Annotated in this window: 25 protein-coding genes; 14 read left to right on the forward strand and 11 right to left on the reverse strand. The window is 43.0% G+C overall.

Annotated elements, in window-relative coordinates:
• Positions 1-277: 277 nt before the first annotated feature.
• The 4 genes from ACMXYR_RS08205 to ACMXYR_RS08220 form a co-directional block, all read right to left on the reverse strand.
• Positions 278-433 carry a hypothetical protein gene (locus ACMXYR_RS08205; RefSeq protein WP_415901164.1) on the reverse strand — a complete coding sequence of 52 codons (156 nt, stop codon included), beginning with the start codon at positions 431-433 and terminating at the stop codon, positions 278-280.
• A gap of 54 nt (positions 434-487) precedes the next feature.
• Positions 488-1,021 carry a hypothetical protein gene (locus ACMXYR_RS08210; RefSeq protein WP_415901165.1) on the reverse strand — a complete coding sequence of 178 codons (534 nt, stop codon included), beginning with the start codon at positions 1,019-1,021 and terminating at the stop codon, positions 488-490.
• A 204-nt stretch (positions 1,022-1,225) separates the two neighbouring features.
• A complete protein-coding gene (locus ACMXYR_RS08215) occupies positions 1,226-2,464 on the reverse strand; it encodes a DEAD/DEAH box helicase (protein WP_415901166.1) in 1,239 nt (412 codons plus the stop codon).
• Between the two features lie 2 nt (positions 2,465-2,466).
• Entirely contained in the window at positions 2,467-3,552 is a 1,086-nt protein-coding gene (locus ACMXYR_RS08220; protein ID WP_415901167.1) for a site-2 protease family protein, read from the reverse strand.
• 122 nt (positions 3,553-3,674) lie between these two features.
• On the opposite strand from ACMXYR_RS08220, the gene arfA reads away from it, so the two are divergent.
• The gene (arfA, locus tag ACMXYR_RS08225; protein WP_415901168.1) at positions 3,675-3,869 is read left to right on the forward strand and encodes an alternative ribosome rescue factor ArfA; all 195 of its coding nucleotides are present in this window, start codon (positions 3,675-3,677) and stop codon (positions 3,867-3,869) included.
• 63 nt (positions 3,870-3,932) lie between these two features.
• Here arfA and ACMXYR_RS08230 read toward each other — a convergent pair whose 3' ends face one another.
• Positions 3,933-4,118, reverse strand: a complete 186-nt coding sequence (locus ACMXYR_RS08230) for an agmatine deiminase family protein (RefSeq protein ID WP_415901169.1) — start codon at positions 4,116-4,118, stop codon at positions 3,933-3,935.
• Between the two features lie 57 nt (positions 4,119-4,175).
• On the opposite strand from ACMXYR_RS08230, the gene ACMXYR_RS08235 reads away from it, so the two are divergent.
• Positions 4,176-5,588, forward strand: coding sequence for a tryptophanase (locus ACMXYR_RS08235; protein ID WP_415901170.1), 1,413 nt, complete (start codon positions 4,176-4,178; stop codon positions 5,586-5,588).
• On the opposite strand, the gene ACMXYR_RS08240 is transcribed toward ACMXYR_RS08235, so the two are convergent.
• A complete protein-coding gene (locus ACMXYR_RS08240) occupies positions 5,572-5,958 on the reverse strand; it encodes a hypothetical protein (protein ID WP_415901171.1) in 387 nt (128 codons plus the stop codon). The genes ACMXYR_RS08235 and ACMXYR_RS08240 overlap by 17 nt on opposite strands.
• 86 nt (positions 5,959-6,044) lie before the next feature.
• Entirely contained in the window at positions 6,045-6,410 is a 366-nt protein-coding gene (locus tag ACMXYR_RS08245) for a hemerythrin family protein (RefSeq protein WP_415901172.1), read from the reverse strand.
• A 227-nt stretch (positions 6,411-6,637) separates the two neighbouring features.
• Between ACMXYR_RS08245 and ACMXYR_RS08250 the strand changes: the two genes are divergently transcribed.
• The 3 genes from ACMXYR_RS08250 to ACMXYR_RS08260 are packed head-to-tail and all read left to right on the forward strand — an operon-like array spanning position 6,638 to position 10,426.
• Positions 6,638-7,975: a VWA domain-containing protein gene (locus ACMXYR_RS08250; protein WP_415901173.1), complete on the forward strand. Its 1,338-nt coding sequence runs from the start codon at positions 6,638-6,640 to the stop codon at positions 7,973-7,975.
• Between the two features lie 25 nt (positions 7,976-8,000).
• A complete protein-coding gene (locus ACMXYR_RS08255; protein WP_415901174.1) occupies positions 8,001-9,737 on the forward strand; it encodes a sensor histidine kinase in 1,737 nt (578 codons plus the stop codon).
• Positions 9,734-10,426 carry a response regulator transcription factor gene (locus ACMXYR_RS08260; protein ID WP_415901175.1) on the forward strand — a complete coding sequence of 231 codons (693 nt, stop codon included), beginning with the start codon at positions 9,734-9,736 and terminating at the stop codon, positions 10,424-10,426. The genes ACMXYR_RS08255 and ACMXYR_RS08260 overlap by 4 nt, the downstream gene beginning before the upstream one ends.
• Before the next feature lie 9 nt (positions 10,427-10,435).
• On the opposite strand, the gene ACMXYR_RS08265 is transcribed toward ACMXYR_RS08260, so the two are convergent.
• On the reverse strand, positions 10,436-10,843 hold the full coding sequence (locus ACMXYR_RS08265; RefSeq protein WP_415894347.1) for a GNAT family N-acetyltransferase: 408 nt from the start codon (positions 10,841-10,843) through the stop codon (positions 10,436-10,438).
• A gap of 264 nt (positions 10,844-11,107) precedes the next feature.
• Here ACMXYR_RS08265 and ACMXYR_RS08270 point away from each other — a divergent pair, with 264 nt between their 5' ends.
• From ACMXYR_RS08270 to ACMXYR_RS08285, 4 genes are all read left to right on the forward strand, one after another.
• Positions 11,108-11,881: an ABC transporter ATP-binding protein gene (locus tag ACMXYR_RS08270; RefSeq protein WP_415901176.1), complete on the forward strand. Its 774-nt coding sequence runs from the start codon at positions 11,108-11,110 to the stop codon at positions 11,879-11,881.
• A gap of 43 nt (positions 11,882-11,924) precedes the next feature.
• Positions 11,925-12,674: an ABC transporter substrate-binding protein gene (locus ACMXYR_RS08275; protein WP_415901177.1), complete on the forward strand. Its 750-nt coding sequence runs from the start codon at positions 11,925-11,927 to the stop codon at positions 12,672-12,674.
• 69 nt (positions 12,675-12,743) lie between these two features.
• On the forward strand, positions 12,744-13,436 hold the full coding sequence (locus ACMXYR_RS08280; protein WP_415901178.1) for an ABC transporter permease: 693 nt from the start codon (positions 12,744-12,746) through the stop codon (positions 13,434-13,436).
• Complete coding sequence (locus ACMXYR_RS08285; protein ID WP_415901179.1) at positions 13,433-14,158, forward strand: ABC transporter permease; 726 nt, start codon at positions 13,433-13,435, stop codon at positions 14,156-14,158. Before ACMXYR_RS08280 ends, ACMXYR_RS08285 begins: the two co-directional genes overlap by 4 nt.
• Here ACMXYR_RS08285 and ACMXYR_RS08290 read toward each other — a convergent pair.
• Positions 14,155-14,802: a LysE/ArgO family amino acid transporter gene (locus ACMXYR_RS08290; protein ID WP_415901180.1), complete on the reverse strand. Its 648-nt coding sequence runs from the start codon at positions 14,800-14,802 to the stop codon at positions 14,155-14,157. The genes ACMXYR_RS08285 and ACMXYR_RS08290 overlap by 4 nt on opposite strands.
• Before the next feature lie 87 nt (positions 14,803-14,889).
• On the opposite strand from ACMXYR_RS08290, the gene ACMXYR_RS08295 reads away from it, so the two are divergent.
• Positions 14,890-15,789, forward strand: coding sequence for a LysR family transcriptional regulator ArgP (locus ACMXYR_RS08295; protein WP_415901181.1), 900 nt, complete (start codon positions 14,890-14,892; stop codon positions 15,787-15,789).
• A gap of 123 nt (positions 15,790-15,912) precedes the next feature.
• Positions 15,913-17,121: a GGDEF domain-containing protein gene (locus tag ACMXYR_RS08300; protein ID WP_415901182.1), complete on the forward strand. Its 1,209-nt coding sequence runs from the start codon at positions 15,913-15,915 to the stop codon at positions 17,119-17,121.
• Positions 17,122-17,133: 12 nt separating this feature from the next.
• On the opposite strand, the gene ACMXYR_RS08305 is transcribed toward ACMXYR_RS08300, so the two are convergent.
• Positions 17,134-17,442 (reverse strand): NIPSNAP family protein, encoded by a 309-nt coding sequence (locus ACMXYR_RS08305; RefSeq protein ID WP_415901183.1) that lies wholly within the window; start codon positions 17,440-17,442, stop codon positions 17,134-17,136.
• A gap of 28 nt (positions 17,443-17,470) precedes the next feature.
• Entirely contained in the window at positions 17,471-17,929 is a 459-nt protein-coding gene (gene moaE, locus ACMXYR_RS08310) for a molybdopterin synthase catalytic subunit MoaE (RefSeq protein WP_415901184.1), read from the reverse strand.
• Positions 17,930-18,097: 168 nt separating this feature from the next.
• On the opposite strand from moaE, the gene ACMXYR_RS08315 reads away from it, so the two are divergent.
• The 3 genes from ACMXYR_RS08315 to hflD are packed head-to-tail and all read left to right on the forward strand — an operon-like array spanning position 18,098 to position 20,344.
• Positions 18,098-18,547, forward strand: a complete 450-nt coding sequence (locus tag ACMXYR_RS08315) for an NUDIX hydrolase (protein WP_415901185.1) — start codon at positions 18,098-18,100, stop codon at positions 18,545-18,547.
• Between the two features lie 12 nt (positions 18,548-18,559).
• Positions 18,560-19,663 carry a tRNA 2-thiouridine(34) synthase MnmA gene (gene mnmA, locus ACMXYR_RS08320; RefSeq protein ID WP_415901186.1) on the forward strand — a complete coding sequence of 368 codons (1,104 nt, stop codon included), beginning with the start codon at positions 18,560-18,562 and terminating at the stop codon, positions 19,661-19,663.
• A 9-nt stretch (positions 19,664-19,672) separates the two neighbouring features.
• Positions 19,673-20,344, forward strand: coding sequence for a high frequency lysogenization protein HflD (gene hflD, locus ACMXYR_RS08325; protein ID WP_415901187.1), 672 nt, complete (start codon positions 19,673-19,675; stop codon positions 20,342-20,344).
• Positions 20,345-20,418: the final 74 nt, after the last annotated feature.

Genomic DNA, 20,418 nt, shown 5'->3' on the forward strand with positions numbered 1-20,418 from the left:
GATCCTATGGGTAGATACTATATCATGATGATATTAGCTACGATGTGGAGCTTTGCGTTCGCGATTTATATTGGAAGTATGATTTATTTTGGCTTAAGCCTTGCCATTCACGTAGTTCTTCTACTTATGTTTTTCTTCACTGTCGCTGTTTTTTATGAGGCGGAAAAGAAAAAGTCTTCTTGGCTCCTGAAGTTGCGTAGAAATCAGTCTTCAAGCTGACATATTGAATGCAAGCCATGTCCAAATTCAATGGTTTTATTGACTTGTTTTGTACTCATTAACCAGTGAAAAATGCATTTAATTTATTGCTTTCAGGGTTTCTAAAGTATCCTGCATAAAAGATTTCACTTCTGGCCCCAAGAGCGCCTTCGTCAGTAGCTCCAAACTCCAAAGCTTTATGATAAATCGCATCGACCTCTGCTAACTTACACATAACGCACAAAGCATTGGGTACGAGTTAGCATGTCCGGTGCCTTTACTTGTTAAGCTATGACGTTCGCAGTGAACCATTGCCAATATTCCATAATTCAACACTACCAGACTTCAACGTACTCTCATTTATTTGGCTGATTATTTTACGTGCGCCTTTATGAAGTTTCTTTGTCTTTTTCAAGGTGGTTCTTGCCTCGAACTCAGACGATAGATTGTTCATAGCACCAACAATATTATTCTGGGGTTTCCTTACACTCTTAAATACAACATTGCTACGACCATGAGCTACCATATTTCTGAGCTGGAATAGCTCTGTAAAACTAGCTGCTTCCTCGGTTTCTAGTTGAACATCCAGACTCTCTAGCTTTTGCTCAGGACTTGGATGATTCTCAGCATCCCATGAATCCCATTCGTTGTCTCGAAGCGAGATACCAGCGTGATTCAGGTACGCCTCGATAGCAAATGCACTATAAATGATGACAGAAATAATATTCCAACGCTGACCTTCCCTGGATGATTCAGCTAGAGATAAATAATACTCAGCGGCTTTAATGTTCTCCGCATATGCCTTTTTATTTAAGTATTCCATACTCCCTCATGTGGCCTAACAGCTAAACATACAACAAAGAAAAACATTATAATTGCATCGTAATCATTTGATTTAAAAGTACTTTCTTGCTTTGAAATTTGCGCCTTCAGAAAAACGCGTTAATTTAACTAACTATGCTTTCATAAGTAAAAAGCAGTTGAAAGTCTGTTCTAAAATACAGCCTAAATAGCAACGACGCTTTTTCTATCGCTTATTTAAAGCACGCTTTTTAGCACGTCTTTTCTGTGCTGCCTTAGTGTTGTTTCGAGTAATTTCTATTTCGCGAGTTAGATCCGGTTCAAAACCTTGTAACCATTGTTGTGGCAATCGGGTATCCAACAAGACCTCGATCTCTTCTAATAGATGATTCTGCTCTTCTATCAGTAATGAGATAGCTACGCCCTTTTTACCCGCCCTGCCTGTTCTGCCAATACGGTGAACATAATCAGCTGCTTTATAAGGCATTTCGTAATTGATTACGGCTGGCAGGCTGTCGATATCGATACCTCTTGCGGCCACATCGGTAGCTACCAAAACCTTAAGATGCCCCTGCTTGAAATGTTCTAGCGCTTCTTCCCTGAGTTTTTGTGATCGATCTGCATGGATGGCATCGGCAGAAATATTCGCTTGTTTAAGAGCCCCTACTAGCTTATCTGCACCTTGCTTGGTATTACAAAAAACAATCACCTGTGACCAGTCATGCTTTTCGACTAAGTGACTGACAATCTCAGACTTTCGATCGGGGTCGCAGTTATAAACGATCTGATCGACATCAGCCGCCGAGGAATTACGCTGATCTACTTCGATACGCTCGGGCTTATCTAATAAATTTTTACTAAAACGGTAGATGGAATCACTTAAGGTCGCCGAGAAAAGCAGTACCTGCCGTGGCTGTACGTCACGCTTAGGTAACTTGCTTAAAACCCCTTTAATCTCATCTTTAAAGCCCATATCCAGCATTCGGTCAGCTTCATCAAATACCAGGTGAGTGATTTGCCTAAGATTCACTGCTTTCTTCTTATGTAGATCCAATAAACGACCGGGTGTCGCCACCAGCACATCGATCCCTTTCTTGATTTGATCCACTTGCGGACCAATGCCCACACCACCATAAACTACGGCCGATCTAAACCCGGTTCCTTTGGCATATTTTTTAAAGCTGTTATTCACCTGCTGTGCTAACTCCCGCGTGGGCGCCAACACTAAAGCTTTGAGTCTTTTGTTTTGATCACTACTAAATTCAGGATCGCTCAGAATGGATTGTAAGATTGGCAGCGCAAAGGCTGCTGTTTTACCGGTACCTGTTTGTGCACCGACAAGAAGATCCTTACCAGATAGAATGACAGGTATCGCTTCAGCTTGAACGGGTGTGGCTTCGCTATAACCTGCGGTATTAATGGCTGCGATTAAACTCTCGCACAAAGGCAAAGTGTCAAACTTCATAATCAACTTCCAAGAATTTGTAATGGTAGAGCAAGAGCACTGTTACCTTGTTGACCTAAGATCCAGATCACCCAGCATAATCCACCTACAGTAGCGAAGTACCATAAGGCTGATACTACCTGACCATAGCGTGCCAATGGCAATAACTGACTGCTGTGACGGTGTTTCCATTCGAGCACAATCTCGATACTGCCCACAGCCAGCAAGAAACCTAGCAGCGCCATGCCAAAGTAATAACTAATTACGACACCCGCTAAAGCACCGATAACGCAGATCACTAGACCAAAAACTGAGTTAACCGAGAAAGCGATACTTTTTAGGATGTGGCCACCATCTAGCGGTAAAACCGGCAGCAAATTAAATAGATTGAGTAAGGCATTGAAGGCCGCAATACCCGCCAAAATTTCAATGTCCGTCAACCAATATAGAACCAGAGCAACTAAGGATAGGAATAAGCCAAATACCGGGCCCATGATGGAGATATAAACATCTTGCCAACGGGTGTTAATACGATCATCTGATAAAGCTAAGCCACCTAAAAACGGAATTAAATAGATGCCCTTTGTCTTTAAACCAAAACGCTTCATAGCACGAACATGGCCATATTCATGGAAGACCAAACAAAGGATCAGTGCTAACGCAAATTCAAAGGAGAATAACCAGCTATACGCTGCTAAACTTCCTGCAGCAAACAGTACCTTAATGACTTTGGCGCTTTTAAACAGCTTAAGGCCTAAAGATGCCATACCCAGTATGCTGATCTTATTTGGCTGTTTAACGACATTCTCAACCACTTGGGTTTCAATGTCTTTTTCGACTAGCTCACCACTTCCAAGCTTTTGATCTGCAACTGCTAGTTCATATTCAAGATTGAAGGGCTGCCATGTCAGCGACAAAGTCAAAACGCACTCGATCTCTTCGCCTGATCCAGTCATCAGGGCGAAACGGTGCTCCGTACTCTCAGCAGGATCTGCACTCGCCGCTATCTGAGACACTAACTGGTTATCCCAATACAGTGCCTGCCAACCAGACATTGAGCCCTCAAGACGTAAAGTTTTGCCTAGACAATCGATGCGTAACAGCTGCACAGCAATTCCTGTTGATTATGAAATAAGTGTTTATCAAATAAGCGGCGCATTATAGCCAATCAGCGTTATAATGCAGCTTCTGCAATTGAGAACTATCTAATTGCATTAACAAGGACACATGTATGAAAACTAAAACAACCGTATCCTCAATCCATGAGGTGGATACAGGTAGAGGAAAGATTAAACAAAATCACTTAGCAGCATTAGTCACTTCAAAGGTTTTTAAATCCCAAGTGGTCAAAGCTAAAAAAGGTAAAGGCACATATAAACGCAAAGACAAACACAAAGGACGAGAGTCCTATTTAATAGCGGCTTAATTAGCTCCACACTGCCAGATGCTAATTCAAGCCCCTACCAAATAGGGTTCTTACCATTTCAGCTTACAGCTTAATCTCCTGCTGAGTCACACAATGGATGCTACCACCGCCCGAAACGATACCATCAATAGCAATCTGCTCGATCACTCGATCATGGAAAGCCTTTTCTAAAACCCTACGAGCATTGTCATCGGCCTGTTTATAGCCAATTTTTTGTGCGGCAACAGCGCCTTTACCCCCGACAAGCATTAATTGGCACTTGTTTTATACTAAAAATGTCTACTGCTAAGACTCGGGGCTAAAACGATGAAGCGAATCCCAGAGCCATTCCGTATAAAAATGGTAGAGCCAATCAAGCAAACGACGCTTGTAGATCGCCAAAAAGCTTTAGAAACTGCTGGCTATAATCTATTTCTTTTACCCAGTGAAGATGTATATATAGATCTACTGACCGATTCCGGTACTGGCGCAATGAGCGACCGACAATGGGCTGGGTTAATGTGTGGAGACGAGTCCTACGCAGGCAGTCGAAATTTCACCCATCTACAAAATGCAGCCCAAGAAATTTTTGGATACCCCTACGTCTTGCCTACCCACCAAGGCAGAGGTGCAGAGCAAATCCTTTTCCCTTGCTTAGTAAAACGTAGATACGAGGACCAAAAACCGGATCAAGCTGTTTTTATCTCTAATTTTCACTTTGATACTACCGCCGCTCACGTCGAGTTAAGTGGTGCTAAAGCTGTCAATGTTGTTACTAAAAAAGCATTTGATACAACCACGCCCTACCCTTGGAAAGGTAACTTTGATCTGCAATTACTTACAGAAGCTATTGAAAACTATGGTAAAGAGAACATTTGCGCCATTATTAATACCATCACCTGTAACAGCACAGGCGGGCAACCTGTATCAATGGATAACCTTAGTGATGTTTACCAGATTGCAAATCAACACAATATTCCCGTTGTAATTGATGCCGCTCGCTTTGCTGAAAATGCTTTTTTCATTAAACAACGCGACTCTAAATACAAAAAAGCTTCTATTCGTGAAATTGTTATAGAGATGTTTAGCTATGGCAATTTGCTGAATTTTTCAGCTAAAAAGGATGCGTTAGTTAATATAGGTGGCCTTTGTTGCATTCGTGAAGACGAAGAGCTGTTCAAGCAAGTTCAAAGTTTATGCGTACCTATGGAAGGCTTCATCACTTATGGTGGATTAGCAGGCCGAGATATGGAAGCCATGGCAATCGGCTTGTATGAAGGCGTCGATGAGGATTACCTAGCCTATCGTATCCATCAAGTTGCTTATTTAGCTGAACGCTTACAACAAGCAGACATTCCTATTCAGACACCCGCCGGTGGTCATGCAGTGTTTATAGATGCCAAAGCAATGCTACCGCAAATCCCTCCAGAGCAATTCCCTGCTCAAGCACTGGCTAACGAACTGTATCTTGAATCTGGAGTTCGAGGTGTAGAGATTGGCTCATTACTGCAGGGACGAGATCCCGTTAACGGAAAACAAAAACACAGCCCAATGGAGCTATTACGCTTAACAATTCCTCGTAGGGTCTATACCTCTGACCACATGGATTACATTGCAGATGCACTTATCGAAGTATCTAAACGTCGTTCAAAAATTGTTGGGTTAAGTTTTAGTTACGAACCAGAGCTACTACGCCATTTTACCGCAAGATTTAAACCTGAAACTACTTCCAGCGTTTAACTTCTCCATGATCAAAGACGTTACCAGACTGAACCTTGCAGTAATTGATGAAGATATTGCTAAAAGAGACACCACTGCGTTTTGAGATTGAGAAAGCAACCGATTCCATCATAGCTTCCACACACTCCATTTTATGAAAGCTAGGGGCATGTATATCGACCAGGATCGGGTGGCTACCACTTTGAGGTTGACGTGCAGGCATCAAGCCAGCGACTGCATATTGACGAGAAGGAATGAATTCCCAAGTTACCGTTATATGCTCGATACTGATTTCTGCAGCGCGAGAAAGGTCCGACGTTATCCCTTTAATCATATCCGGGATATCGCATTCATCTTCAAAAGGTAAAGATTTAATACAGATTAATGGCATTTCCTACTCTCACAGAAATTAGTGAAGCTTTGAACTTAAAACAAGCAAACTCTTAGCACAAGACTTAACATCTTATTTATTAAAGCTTATTTACGACCGGATTCCATAATGTAGAGTTCAAGTTTTTTATCAACACCGAAGATATGGCGTTTCAACCATTCAGTTAGAAAATCAGATAGCATCTCTCTTAATTGCGTATCGTAAGAGTGATGATCATCTAGCATCTTTTTTAATTCAGCACGAAACTTATTATGAGCTTGAAGATGAGCACCGAAATCCGGGTAATTTAGTGCTTCCATATAAGCTTCTTCTAAACAGAAGTGATGATCCGCATAATCATGCAAGCGGGTAAAAGTAGATACATCAACCTTATCAGCTTTGATTTCGTCAATTAAGTCGAACAGGACTTGGTGTTGCTGGTCTTGCCATATGAGTTCACTGGTGAGCGTCATCGGATGCTCCTGATTATATTTATTTTTCTTACAGCGTAACTTTCATTATGTAATAAGTATAAACAGGAGAAACTGATCTGCATCAGCTATCGACTAAACGGTTTGTAACAAACGGCTTGCTAGGATTTTACAAATCTTTTACAACTTCTATATATCTATCTGACTTTCTATAGGCGGAACTAACCTAAATTTGCAGCATGTGATTAAGGTTAAAAAGGACGAACATCATGAAAGCGCACCGCCTACCCAATATTTTGCTTGCAACACTACTGACTGTTGCTGCCCCCCTACTCAGTCAATCCGCCACTGCCAAACAAGTTGATCTTAATATCAATCTAGCAACGCCGGTGATGACGGCTGAGCAAAGCCATAATGCATTTATCAAAATCTCTTTAGAGGGGATAAAACAAGAAAGTCAGCAACAACGTGTAGCTGCCAATATTGCGATTGTTTTGGATAAATCTGGCTCTATGCAGGGTGACAAACTCTATCGTGCTAAAGAAGCAGCCATCATGGCGATCAATCGCCTGAATGAAAACGACATTGTTTCTGTTGTGAGTTACGACAACCGCGTTAATGTTGTTGTACCGGCTACAAAAGTTAGCGATAGCAACAGTATTGCTCGTGCAATTAAAAAGATTAAAGCCCACGGTAACACTGCCCTATTTGCCGGTGTAAGCAAAGGCGCACAAGAACTTCGTAAGTTTATCGACCTAAACAAAGTTAACCGCGTAATTTTACTTTCCGATGGTTTAGCCAATGTAGGCCCAAGCACACCCAATGAGTTAGGCAAGCTAGGTCTCTCTTTAGCTAGAGAAGGCATGAGTGTAACGACTATAGGTCTAGGCCTTGGTTATAACGAAGATTTAATGACTCAGCTTGCTGGCTTTAGTGATGGTAACCACGCTTTTGTAGAGAACGTTGATGACCTAGCACGAGTATTCCAATACGAATTTGGTGATGTGTTGTCGGTGGTTGCTCAAGGTGTTGATATCCAGATCCGTTGCTTAAACGGTGTAAAACCTTTGCGCATTATTGGCCGTGAAGCCGAGATCGAAGGCAGCATGGTTAAAACGCGCCTTAACCAGCTATATAGCGAGCAAGAGAAGTTTATTATCCTCGAGGTAGAGGTTCCATCTCAACAAGATAAGAGCAGCATCAACTTAGTCGATGTCGATGTAAACTACCTAGATCTTCTATACAAACGTAAAGAAGCTCTGTCTAGCTCAGTTGCGGCTAACTTTACTCGCTCCGAACAAGAAGCAAAGGATGCTATCGACACTCGTACTTATGAAGCTGCGGCAGAACAGGTTGCGAACGAGCTTAACCGTAAAGCTGTACAGAAGCGTGACCAAGGCGATATTGAGGGCGCTAAATCTATATTGCAACAAAGCGCGGATTATCTAGATAACTTAGGTACCTCTCTAGCCTCCCCTAAGCTGTTAGAGCAAAAAGCTGAAGCCCTACAAGACGCAGAAGAGCTTGATGATGAACAGGAATGGGGTAAAAAACGTAAAGAACTTAAAGAGCGTCAATACAAACGCGCTAAACAGCAAAGCTATTAACCGCTTAGGTAACTGAGAATCTATTGTGAATAAGACGATCTTACTGCTAATCAGCTTAATTTTAATCCCTGTTGTCATACTAGGTTGGTTAGCGGCTCGTCTGGAAACAAACCAACAAGCCCTTCTCTCTCATCAAATCGAAGGGCTGGTTGAAATAAAACTCGAAGAGATCGATAAACAGTTTCAGAATCATTTCCAACGCTTAGAACAAGCACTCAATGCTGAATCCCAATTGCTACTTCAAAGCAAAGATACCCAATACCCAGAAACAACGCTTAAGACCCTGAGCCAATCTAGCCCATATATAGAGCAGGTCTTTGTGATCTCCGCTAAAGGCACGACACTGTTTCCATCAGAATCATCCAAGAACCCAAGTGAAATTGCGTTTTTACAATCAACTAAACGCCTGCGTTCATCACCCGATATATTCAAAATTCAAAACAAAGCGCCTGAGCAAATAAATCTTGCGGCTAGCCCATATAGCGCACAACTTAAGGCAGCCCCAAAATCAAAACGAATCGAGCTGGCAGCTCCGAGCCAACTAGCTTCAAACATTGCAGCAGATAGCGTAGCCGAGATTGCTATTACCTCTGCAGAACCTTTAGCCTCAGAGCCTTCTATATCGTTTATCGATTCGGGTTGGATCGCTTGGTTTAATAACAGTCAGCTGCAACATATCTATTGGCGTAAGGATTCAGAGGGTGCGCTATTAGGCTTTTCTATAAACAGTGCTCGGTTGCTGTCAGATCTAATCAACTCTCTGCCTAGCAGTGATGGGCAAGATAACAGCAAGCAAGCGATTGCCTTGATTAACAGTCGTGGAGAAGTACATTACGAATGGGGCGATTCCACAATCGAGACTCAGCAGCTCAATCCTTTGGATAGCCTACCGCTGAGCCACCCTCTAGGTAGTTGGAAATTAGAGTATTACTCCCCTAACCTAGCCAAACCAACTTCAAATTGGATAGAGAAGCTCTCTATTCTCTCACTCACGCTGTCTGGATTGCTGATCCTTGCTTGGCTTATCTATAGAGAACATACGCGCACAACGCGTCTAGCCGAGCAAAGAGTAAACTTTGTAAACCAAGTCTCCCACGAGCTAAAAACGCCCCTGACGAATGTTCGGATGTATGCGGAGATGCTTGAGCGAAAACTTGATGACGAAGATAGCAAAGCTCAGCGCTACCTATCTGTGATTAATAGTGAAAGCCAGCGTCTTTCACGCTTGATAGAAAACGTACTGACCTTCTCAAAGCTTGGTAAAGAACCGAAACCGTTACACCTGCAACCGGGGACATTAAAAGAGTGCATTGAACATACAGTTGATGTGTTTATACCCTCTTTAACTCAACATGGCTTGTCTGTTGAACTAGATCTGCAATGCGATAAACAAGTCTTGTTAGATCAGAACTGTATTGAGCAGATCCTAAATAACCTACTAAGCAATTGTGAAAAGTATGCACCTCAAACAGGTGCTATACAGATCCGTTGCTACAGCGATAACCAGCAAAACTATATAGAGGTTGAAGATGCCGGTGAAGGGATCTCTGAATCCCTTTGGGAGAGCGTTTTCTCTCCTTTCTACCGCATCAGTAATAAATTAAGTGACGGTGTATCTGGCACAGGTATTGGTCTAAGCATTGCCAGAGAGATGGCTAGAAAACACGGTGGTGATCTGGTCATTATTCCTAGCAAACTAGGAACCTGTTTTCGTCTAGAGCTACATACACCTGATAGTCATCACAGGGAGTCCAAACAATGAAAATCCTTATCGTTGAAGATGATCTAAATATCAGGCTAGGGCTCTGTGACTTATTAGAAGATGAAGGTTACACCTGTATTGAAGCGTCTAATGGGGCCGATGCACTAGTACTGTTCGCTCAACATAACCCTGATCTGGTTTTACTCGATATTATGATGCCGGAATTAGACGGTTATGCCACCTGCCGAAAAATTCGCCAGATAGACGAGCAAGTTCCCGTTATCTTTATTACCGCAAAATCGGAAGAGATTGATCAGGTGCTTGGCTTAGAGCTAGGCGCGGACGATTACATCAAAAAGCCCTTTGGCACTCGAGAAGTAATCGCGCGTATTAGAGCCGTGATACGCCGCTGCTCACCGAAAGATAGATCGCCAGCACAAACCGCGAATAATCAATTCGAGCTGGCTGATCTCGTAGTTTACCCTGAGCAAATGCGCGCTGAACGCGATGGAAATAAGATTGAGCTAACCCTGCGTGATGTAAAAATACTTGAGCTGCTTCATAAAGAACAAGGCAAGGTCGTAACAAGAGATATGCTGTTTGATTTCTGCTGGGGCCGAAACTACCTTCCAAGCAGTCGGACGCTAGACCAACATATTTCCAAGCTAAGAAAACTGATTGAAGTAGATCCCAAACAACCGCAGATAATCACTACCGTCCATGGTATTGGCTATCGCTATGATGACTAAGAATGACGCTTAGTGCTCGTTTCCTTCATAGATCCACATGGATGACGTTTCCCCAGCCTTCTCAAACCCTAAGGATTTATAAAACCGAATCGCATTTCCATCAGCCGTTAACATCTGCTGGTGGAAACCTTTATAACGTTTTTTCATCGCTTGCATAATCTTGCTACCGATGCCACAACGGTGGAAATCTGGGTCCACCAGCATGTGCGGATAATAAACGACGAGATGCCCATCTGAGATTGCATTGGCTAAGCCAACTAGCCTGCCATCGATCCGAGCAGTAATTAAACTATGTGAATTTCTTAATGCTGCTAAAAGCGCTTTTGGTTTTTCAGCAGATGACCACTCATTAGCCTTATACAGAGCAACAACCTCATCCTCTCGGATTACATCTGTACAATTTATATCCACAATCATCAAATTTCCTTAAATTTTTTGCCTAAAATTAGTTTAGTGGAATTACCTGTCTTTGGCAGATTGATCAGCAATGAATCCCGTTAAAACGGCTCAAACAGTAGAATCCACTAATACACCACAAGCCCCGTATTTAAAGGGCTACAGACATGTATAGATTAACAAATTTATTCATGATCATTTGATCAATATGCCATTGCGAACACTATCTGATTTTGCTGTAATTCGCCGCTTTCGTTTAAAAAGGTACACTGGAGTACCGGTTTTATGGCTGACGCAAAGCTCGCTCTGGAAATACAAGACCTTCATAAAAGCTATGGATCTTTGGAGGTTATTAAAGGCATCTCACTACAAGCTGAAGTTGGCGATGTGATCTCAATTTTGGGATCTAGCGGCTCAGGTAAAAGTACCTTCTTACGTTGCCTTAACCTACTTGAATCCCCTTCCGCTGGGAGCATCAGTTTTGCATCTGAGCCATTAAAGCTTAAGCAAACCAAAGATGAAGGCTTGCAAACAGCGGATCAAAAGCAGTTAGAACGAATCCGTGCATCGATTGGTTTTGTATTTCAAAACTTCAATCTATGGCCTCATATGACCGTGATCGAAAATATCATGGAAGCCCCTATTCATGTCCTTAAACAAGATAAGCAAACTGCTAGAGATAAAGCAGAAACCTATCTTAAAAAAGTGGGCTTATACGACAAACGAGATAGCTACCCTAACCAGCTATCCGGAGGCCAACAGCAACGCATCGCTATAGCACGCGCATTGGCGATGGAACCCCAAGTTTTACTCTTTGACGAACCAACCTCTGCACTTGATCCAGAACTTGTCGCAGAAGTGCTAAATGTTATGCGAGACCTCGCAGCTGAAGGACGCACGATGTTGATCGTCACCCATGAGATGCGTTTTGCCCGTGAAGTATCCAGCAAAATTGTATTTCTACATGAAGGCCAAATTGAGGAGATGGGCACACCTGATGAGGTGTTCACCAATCCTAAATCTGAACGTTGCAAAGCATTTTTAAGCAGCCATTTCTAATCCAGCCTGCAACTAACAATAAATATTCCGCGAGGATCATAAGATGGGATTTAAGAAATTCATTACAACAACAGCACTTGTTGTTTCTACTCTGGCAGCTCCAGCCTTTGCTGGCGATAAAATCCGTATCGCTACGGAAGGTGCGTACGCGCCCTTCAACACTATCAATGCTGATGGTGAACTAGCAGGTTTCGACGTAGATATTGCTAAAGCGCTGTGTGAAGAGATGAAAGCTGACTGCAAAATCGTAGCTCAAGATTGGGACGGCATCATTCCTGGCTTAAAAGCACGTAAGTACGATGCAATCATTGCCAGCCTTTCAATCACGCCAGAGCGTGAACGTGTTGTTGCGTTTACTGATCATTACTACTCAAACTCTCTTGGTTTTGTCAGCGGCAAAGATGGCGATTTCGATCCAAGCGCCCTAAAAGGCAAAACCATTGGTGCACAACGTGCCACGATTGCAGGCCAGCACCTCGAAGATAACTATTCCGACAAAGCTTCAGTCAAACTATATGACACTCAAGGTAACGCTTATCTAGATCTAGCGAGCGGCCGTTTGGATGCGATTCTTTCTGACAAACTACCTGCTTACGATTGGTTGCAAACTGAAGAAGGTAAAAACTTTGAATTTCGTGGCGATAAGATCGATGTTAACGACCAGATCGCTATTGCTGTCCGTAAACGCGATGCTGAATTGAAAGAGAAGTTCAACCAAGCATTAAAAGCGATTATCGAGAACGGTACTTACGAAAAGATTAACGCTAAGTACTTCCCATTCTCTATCTACTAAGCTTAAACACTGAAAACTAGGGAAAAGCAGGATAAAACCTGCTTTTCCTGTTTCATCAGGTATCTCTTTATGGATCTACAGGGCTTTGGGCATCTCTTAATCAGTGGTGCTTGGATAACCGTTCAATTAGCTATTTGCAGCTTAGTCATTGGCCTCGTTTTCGGGGTTTTAGGTGCAAGTGCAAAGCTATCTAAATACAAAGTTGCTAACGCTATTGGTAATGGTTACACCCTGTTTATACGGGGCATGCCTGAGTTACTACTCGTCCTGACAATCTATTTCGGTTCATCTGCCGTTTTGATGGCGATAGCTAGCCTGTTCGGTTATGACGAATATATAGAACTAAGTCCGTTTGTTGCTGGCGTAATCGCTCTAAGTATCGCCTTTGGTGCTTATGCCACAGAAGTTTTCCGTAGTGCACTTCAAGAGATTCCTAAGGGCCAAAAAGAAGCAGCTATTGCTCTAGGCATGACTAGCTTCCAAACCTTTCGACGTATCACCTTGCCACAAGTTTGGCGCTTAGCTTTACCCGGTTTAGGTAACCTATTCCTAGTTCTTTTAAAAGATACAGCATTGGTTTCAGTCATAGGTCTTAACGAACTTATGCGCCAAACCACCGTTGCCGTTGGCAATACCAAAGAGCCTTTCACTTTTTACTTAGCCGCAGCAGTGGTTTATCTCCTCATGACTTCAATCTCAATGATCGGCTTACACTACCTAGAGCGAAAAGCTAATCGCGGTTATAAAGGAGCACGCGCATGAGTTGGGAATGGGAAGTAATCTTCGAAAACTACCCTCGCCTCTTAGAAGGCGCTTTACTAACCCTTGAACTTGTCCTCTTTTCTGGATTTATCGGTCTAATGCTTGCCGTGCCATTGGCATTGATGCGTATCTCTAAGCGCCCTTGGCTACAAGCCTTTCCTCTGGCTTACATCTTCTTTTTCCGTGGCACGCCACTGTTGATACAGATTTTCTTGGTGTACTACGGCGCTTCTCAGTTTGAATTCATTAAGAACTCTGCGCTTTGGCCCATTCTTAAAGAACCTTACTGGTGTGCCATCATTACCTTTGCGCTCCATACTGCGGCTTATATCGCTGAGATACTCCGTGGTGCTATTCAATCTATTCCTAAAGGCGAGATTGAAGCCGCTAAAGCCTTAGGTATGAGCTACCCGCTTATGCTGCGTCGTATCATCCTGCCTCGCGCATTTGGCATTATGATGCCTGCCTATGGCAACGAAGTAATCCTAATGCTTAAAGGCAGCGCTCTAGCCAGCACAATTACACTACTCGATCTAACGGGTATGGCTCGCACAATCATCGCTAGAACTTATACGCCGCTCGAAATATTCTTCGCAGCCGGTGTTATCTATCTAATTATCAGTGCACTTTTGGTGTTTTTATTCCGCTATATGGAAAAACGCTTTAACCGCCACCAGCACTGGCCGAATGAAAAGCCAAAAGATTTAGACCCTCAGCATTAAACTGAATGACTAAACATGATGGGCCAGAGTAGTGTTACCGCAATGGCCCACATGGTTGCCCAAATAACCAGATCCATAACCTGCCACGCTCTTGGGTTATTGAATATCGGCTGACATACCTTCGCTCCAGCGACCAGCAGCCAAAACCAAAAGCATGAAAACCCCATCGCGCCGATAACAAACCATACTCTCTCAGGCTCTGGGTATTGCCCACCTATACTCCCTAAAAGCACAACAGTATCCAAATACACATGGGGATTGAGCAGTGTAATCGCCAAAGTAACGATCAAGGCTTTACCTAAACCACTCAAAGCTATTTCATTTTCTTTCATGACTTGTGGCTTTAAAGCTTTGCGCAGGGACTGAGCGCCATATACAAACAGAAATGCTGCCCCGCCGATCCGAGCCGCGAACATCCAGCTTTCTGATTGCGCGATTAAGACACCCATACCTGCCACGCCAACAGCAATTAAAATCATATCGATCAGGGCGCACAAGGCTGCAATCGGCCAGTGGAACTGACGGCGTAAGCCTTGAGTAAAGACAAAGGTATTTTGGCTTCCCATCGCAACAATTAGACCTGCGCTAGTAGCTAAGCCCTTTATCAATGCTGCCAAAGCCGCGCCTGTAAGAATGGATACCATACTGCCCCCCTGAATAATGGCAGGCATAGTGCTAGAATCTCACTAGCCAGTAAAACTAATAATTCTAATGATTGATAAGTTTTTCTAATGATCGATTACAAACAGCTCCAAGCACTTGCAGCAATTCTCGAAGAAGGTAATTTTGATAAAGCCGCAGAGAAGCTCAATATCTCTCAGTCAGCTGTATCTCAGCGCTTAAAACAATTAGAGGACAGTGTTGGGCAAACACTGATTATCAGAAATACGCCTATACAAGCGACAACGGCTGGGCAGCTGTTACTGAAGCATTACCTCCAAGTATCTCTGCTTCAAGCAGAACTACAGGAACAGATCTCACATGAGCAGTCAGATGGTTTTACGAAAATTTCTATTGGCTTAAACGCAGATAGCTTAGCTACTTGGTTTTTAGACGCGGTTAAACGGCTGCTTGATGACGAAAAATTACTGCTAGATTTAAAACTGGACGATCAAGATCAGACCCACCAACTCCTGAAGACAGGTCAAGTCATCGGCTGTATAAGCGCTAACCCTAAACCAATGCAGGGTTGTAATTGTATACCCCTAGGCATGATGATATATCGCTGCCTCGCCAGTCCTGATTACATTGAGAGGTATTTCCCAAACGGTATTAATACAGAGGGTTTTTATAATGCACCTGTTGCTGAATTTAGCAACAAGGATGAGCTTCAAAACAGATACCTAAAGGAAAACTTCGAAGTTGGCCAAAATGAATACCCAAAACACCGCATCCCTTCTACTGAATCGTTTTTTAATATCATTATTCGAGGACATGCTTGTGGAATGGTGCCCGATCAACAAAGTAAAGAATTGCTAGCCGCAGGGACTGTAATTGATATGACCCCCGGTAGGTATATAGAAGTGCCGCTGTATTGGCACATTTGGAGCCTTAAATCAGGACTATTTCAACGATTAACCAACCAGTTAAGAAAGCAAGCTGAAGTCGATCTTTTACCTCTAACTCACTGATAAAAAGCAACAAACCCTTACAAAAGTTAAGATTTATTTATGCTTTCTAGTTCAGAATAGGCTTAAATAGGCAACGCTGATATTTTGCCCGCTGCCCACTTTTAATGTTGGATATAAGAATCAATGAAATTCTCTGAAAACCATAAGAAAAAAAACAGACTGATTTTTTTACTTGCTTCGGTAATTGCGATCTTAATTCTTGTTAACGGTGCATTTTCCTACTGGCAAATGAATCAGGTAAAAGCTGAATTTTACGAAGTCGCCAATAAAGACCTACCACTTGTAGCGGAATTATTACCTCTGATTGATCGTCAGTTTGAACAAACATTACTGATCGAAAAGCTTCACCAGTTAGAGCCAATTCATCGCAGCAAAGTAGTTCCTATACTTCAAAACAGTTTTATTAGAACAGGTGATCGTTTCTCCCAAACAACTGAAAAATTGCAATCGATGTTAAAGCCGATGCTACATTCACCTCGGGAGATTACGCGTCTTAAGATGTCTAAAATTGACCATCTTCTAGAGCAGATCATTACAGAACATGAGCAGTACCAGAATCAAGTTTTACAGATGATCTCCCATAATGCAGAAAGCCTAGAGGCATACCCGCCTGAGCTCATAATTCTTTTGACTGAAGAGGAAAAAGACCTAACTGAAGAGTTGATTTCGCTACGAGATGAACTTCAAAGATTTACTCAGAATTCTGCGCTCGCAGTTGAAAGGCATGAAGCACAGATAATAAAAGGTGTAGTGATATTTACACTTTTCGTTTTCTCTCTCGGCACCATCATGTTGATGCTGATTAGCCAAATTATGAAAAGCCGTGAAAAAGCGATCGAAAAAATCAGTTACTTCGCCAATTATGACCCTCTAACCGATCTATTTAATCGACGCCATTTCTTTGAAGAATTAAATCATGCACTATCCCAAGCTCAAGAACAAGATGCCCCATTGAGCCTTTGTGTATGCGACCTGGACCACTTCAAACAGGTAAACGACACTTTAGGCCATATCGCCGGAGACAAGATACTAACAACCTTCGCGGATACATTACGTGCGAACATCAGAAAGGATGATTTCGTTGGTCGGTTTGGTGGGGACGAATTTGTTATCTGCTTCCCTAACACAACGTCTGATGAGGCTGCAGAAATTACAGAACGCATTAGAAAGCGTTTTGAAGAAGCCGATACGCTTAAGTCATCGGTAACATCGACATTCGGTATTGCACAACTTACTCAACAGACGTCCACAGACGATATGTTGCTCGAAAAAGCAGACCAAGAGCTTTACAAAGCCAAGGAAAATGGACGCAACTGCGTGCACTGGTCTTAACCGGTGCACGAATCAGTTTCCAAAAACAGGCTTAAAGAAGCTTCGCTCATAACTCTGAATGCATTTTGTTTGCTTGGCGTAATCAAATGCGGCCATGCATTCAGAGTCTTTAAAGGAGTCTATCCGGTATTGTTCATAAGCTGCGAGACTAGGAAAGCTGAACAACGCTAGTGCAATGTTGTTAGCCCCTTCAGACGGTAGGAAATAGCCATGATGTTGACCACCTAACTTGTTAACCAGTGGTATCCATAGCTTTGCATAGTGCTCGAATTCGACAACTTTGTCCGGATCAATTACATAGCGCAAGTAACAAGTTACCATCCGATTGTCTCCGCTTTGTTAGCCGCGATTACCAAGAATCAGCGGCTTTTAGATCGCTCTCTTTTTGCTCTACCCAGTTCTCGCCCTCATTGGAGATCTCTTTCTTCCAGAAAGGCGCATCTTTCTTCAGGTAATCCATTATGAACTGCGCTGCTTCAAAAGCATTTACGCGATGGGCACTACCGACACCGACAAAAACGATATTCTCGTTAAGGTCTAAACGGCCAACACGATGATAAATTACGATGTTGCCGAGCTCCCAGCGTTCACGCGCCTGCGTAGCAATCTTCTCAAGCGCTTTCTCGGTCATACCTGGATAATGCTCAAGAAAAAGCGCATCAAGCTGATTGTCAGCTATCTCTAATTCGCGAACGATTCCAGTAAAAGTGACTATGGCCCCACTAGTCGCATCATCAGCTCTTACACTTTCTGAGAGTGCGCCAATATCAAAATTATCTGTAGCGACAATCACTTGAGTTGTTGCCATGGTAATTCCTCTCTAAATTGATATTGAAATCATACCACCAAAAGCAATTAAAGAAGCAGTGCACAATAGGCTTATAACCTATTAAAAACACTGGTTTGATGATATTGTGTCGAACTAATTTTTGAGTCATCTATCCAATAAATATTGGAGTAATTACCGAGGAATATGATGGATTGGCATCCACACGCAACTGTTGCTGTCATCGTAGAAATGGAAGGCAAGTTCCTTTTGGTAGAAGAAAGATCTTCAGGTGAAATAGTTTTCAATCAGCCTGCGGGCCATATTGAAGAAGGTGAAACCTTTATAGAAGCTGCATGCAGGGAAACATTAGAAGAGTCTGCATGGCATGTAAGCCCTAAATATTTAACGGGGTTTTACGTCTATAAATCAGGTAACAACAATACGACTTATCATCGTGCCTGTTTCTATGCGGAAGCGATTAAACACGAACCAGAGCGCGAATTAGATGAAGGTATCATTCGTGCTATCTGGATGACACGTGACGAAATCGTTGCTCACACAGACAAACTGCGTAGCCCAATGGTTTTGAAATGTATTGATGATTACCTAGCAGGTAAGCAATACCCTCTAGATCTGATACACGAATATAGCAATTAACTGAATAAACACATGACTGATCACAGCAATACAAAAGTGATCGTCGGCATGTCCGGCGGCGTAGATTCATCCGTTTCAGCTTTACTTTTAATGCAACAAGGCTATCAAGTCGAAGGCCTGTTCATGAAGAACTGGGACGAGGATGATGGCACTGAATACTGTACCGCCAAAGAGGACTTAGCTGATGCTCAAGCTGTATGTGACAAGCTTGGCATCCACCTGCATACAGCCAACTTTGCTGCTGAGTATTGGGATAATGTATTTGAGCATTTCCTAGAAGAATATAAAGCGGGCCGTACGCCTAACCCTGATATTTTGTGTAACCGTGAAATCAAGTTTAAAGCATTCCTTGAGTATGCAATCGAGCTTGGTGCTGATTACATTGCAACAGGCCATTATGTTCGGCGCGGTGATCGCGAAGGCAAAACCCGCCTGTTAAAAGGGCTGGATAAAAACAAAGACCAAAGCTATTTCTTGCATCAAGTTGGTCAGATCGAAATTGAAAAGACCCTCTTTCCTGTAGGTGAATTGGAAAAACCTGATGTTCGTAAACTTGCTGAAGAGCATGACCTAATCACTCACAACAAGAAAGACAGTACCGGCATCTGCTTTATTGGTGAGCGCAGATTTAGTGGCTTCCTCAAGCAGTACTTACCGGCCCAGCCTGGCAAAATCGAAACACCTAAAGGCGATGTAATTGGTGAGCACTCTGGCTTAATGTATTACACCATCGGTCAGCGCCAAGGGCTTCAGATAGGTGGTCTTAAAGATTACCCGGAAGAACCATGGTTTGTAGCAGGCAAAGATCTGGATCGTAACGTTTTGATCGCCGTTCAAGGCAAACAGAATGATCTGTTATTTACTGATTGGCTTACAGCTGATGAAATCTTCTGGATCAATGATGAAGAGCCTGCATTGCCATATAGATGCACAGCCAAAGTACGTTACCGTCAGACCGATCAGGCATGCGCGATCGAACGTCACGGTGACAGTGGTTATCTAATCCGCTTTGCAGAACCACAACGTGCCATTACACCAGGACAATCAGTGGTTATCTACGCAGAAGATATCTGCCTAGGTGGTGGTGTTATCGAACATACAGGCAAAGACGACTAGGAGGCCCCAATGTCACGACAGCATGACGAACAAGCGCTGGGCCTAGCTGGTTTATTTCAAGCAGCCGCTCTCGTTGAACAAATTGCAACGAGAGGCATGGTTGCTCAAGACAGCTTAGAAACATCGGTCTATAGCATCATGCAGTTAAACCCTGCATCGACTGAAGAAATCTATGGCGGCGCCAACGACCTACCTTTCAATCTACACTTAGGCCTACAAAACCTAAGAGATCTGATTGATAAGCCGCGAGCAGAACATAACAAAGATGTTATTCGCTACGCACTGAGCATGATGCACCTTGAGCGCAAGCTTAGTAGCGACCCAGAGATGTTAAATAAAGTAGCGCAACGTTTAGCTCAGGTATCTGAGCAAGCACGCTATTTTAATTCTGAACAGCCAGATAGCGAACCAACTGCAAGCAGTTACTGTCATCCCAATGTAATCGCAAATATCGCTAGCCTTTACCAAGATACGATCAGTAGCTTTAGCTTCCGAATTCAAGTAACGGGCGACCCGCGCCACCTACAAAACAGTGAAAACGCAGCAAAGATACGTGCGTTATTATTAGCCGGTATTCGTAGTGCAATGCTATGGCGTCAGAAAGGCGGTAAACGCTGGCAGTTACTGTTCTTTAAATCACGTTTACGCCCTTCCCTTAAAAAAATCATGGGCACCTCATAAGCGAACACGGCATTTAGCTAAACAAAAAACCGGATAACTCGTTAAAGCATCCGGTTTTTTATTTGCCTATTTAT

The organism is Neptuniibacter sp. QD29_5 (assembly GCF_047778125.1).
In the GTDB taxonomy this organism is placed as follows: Bacteria; Pseudomonadota; Gammaproteobacteria; order Pseudomonadales; family Balneatricaceae; genus Neptuniibacter.

Excerpts from the sequence above, each read along its gene's own strand:
- ACMXYR_RS08275 (WP_415901177.1), top strand. The coding sequence starts at position 11,925 with ATGGGATTTAAGAAATTCATTACAACAACAGCACTTGTTGTTTCTACT.
- ACMXYR_RS08285 (WP_415901179.1), top strand. The coding sequence starts at position 13,433 with ATGAGTTGGGAATGGGAAGTAATCTTCGAAAACTACCCTCGCCTCTTA.
- moaE (WP_415901184.1), bottom strand. The coding sequence starts at position 17,929 with ATGGCAACAACTCAAGTGATTGTCGCTACAGATAATTTTGATATTGGC.
- ACMXYR_RS08305 (WP_415901183.1), bottom strand. The coding sequence starts at position 17,442 with ATGGTAACTTGTTACTTGCGCTATGTAATTGATCCGGACAAAGTTGTC.
- ACMXYR_RS08235 (WP_415901170.1), top strand. The coding sequence starts at position 4,176 with ATGAAGCGAATCCCAGAGCCATTCCGTATAAAAATGGTAGAGCCAATC.
- ACMXYR_RS08290 (WP_415901180.1), bottom strand. The coding sequence starts at position 14,802 with ATGGTATCCATTCTTACAGGCGCGGCTTTGGCAGCATTGATAAAGGGC.
- ACMXYR_RS08260 (WP_415901175.1), top strand. The coding sequence starts at position 9,734 with ATGAAAATCCTTATCGTTGAAGATGATCTAAATATCAGGCTAGGGCTC.
- ACMXYR_RS08295 (WP_415901181.1), top strand. The coding sequence starts at position 14,890 with ATGATCGATTACAAACAGCTCCAAGCACTTGCAGCAATTCTCGAAGAA.
- ACMXYR_RS08215 (WP_415901166.1), bottom strand. The coding sequence starts at position 2,464 with ATGAAGTTTGACACTTTGCCTTTGTGCGAGAGTTTAATCGCAGCCATT.
- ACMXYR_RS08250 (WP_415901173.1), top strand. The coding sequence starts at position 6,638 with ATGAAAGCGCACCGCCTACCCAATATTTTGCTTGCAACACTACTGACT.
- hflD (WP_415901187.1), top strand. The coding sequence starts at position 19,673 with ATGTCACGACAGCATGACGAACAAGCGCTGGGCCTAGCTGGTTTATTT.
- arfA (WP_415901168.1), top strand. The coding sequence starts at position 3,675 with ATGAAAACTAAAACAACCGTATCCTCAATCCATGAGGTGGATACAGGT.
- ACMXYR_RS08230 (WP_415901169.1), bottom strand. The coding sequence starts at position 4,118 with ATGCTTGTCGGGGGTAAAGGCGCTGTTGCCGCACAAAAAATTGGCTAT.
- ACMXYR_RS08315 (WP_415901185.1), top strand. The coding sequence starts at position 18,098 with ATGGATTGGCATCCACACGCAACTGTTGCTGTCATCGTAGAAATGGAA.
- ACMXYR_RS08270 (WP_415901176.1), top strand. The coding sequence starts at position 11,108 with ATGGCTGACGCAAAGCTCGCTCTGGAAATACAAGACCTTCATAAAAGC.
- ACMXYR_RS08210 (WP_415901165.1), bottom strand. The coding sequence starts at position 1,021 with ATGGAATACTTAAATAAAAAGGCATATGCGGAGAACATTAAAGCCGCT.
- ACMXYR_RS08245 (WP_415901172.1), bottom strand. The coding sequence starts at position 6,410 with ATGACGCTCACCAGTGAACTCATATGGCAAGACCAGCAACACCAAGTC.
- ACMXYR_RS08205 (WP_415901164.1), bottom strand. The coding sequence starts at position 433 with ATGTGTAAGTTAGCAGAGGTCGATGCGATTTATCATAAAGCTTTGGAG.
- ACMXYR_RS08280 (WP_415901178.1), top strand. The coding sequence starts at position 12,744 with ATGGATCTACAGGGCTTTGGGCATCTCTTAATCAGTGGTGCTTGGATA.
- ACMXYR_RS08240 (WP_415901171.1), bottom strand. The coding sequence starts at position 5,958 with ATGCCATTAATCTGTATTAAATCTTTACCTTTTGAAGATGAATGCGAT.
- ACMXYR_RS08265 (WP_415894347.1), bottom strand. The coding sequence starts at position 10,843 with ATGATTGTGGATATAAATTGTACAGATGTAATCCGAGAGGATGAGGTT.
- ACMXYR_RS08300 (WP_415901182.1), top strand. The coding sequence starts at position 15,913 with ATGAAATTCTCTGAAAACCATAAGAAAAAAAACAGACTGATTTTTTTA.
- mnmA (WP_415901186.1), top strand. The coding sequence starts at position 18,560 with ATGACTGATCACAGCAATACAAAAGTGATCGTCGGCATGTCCGGCGGC.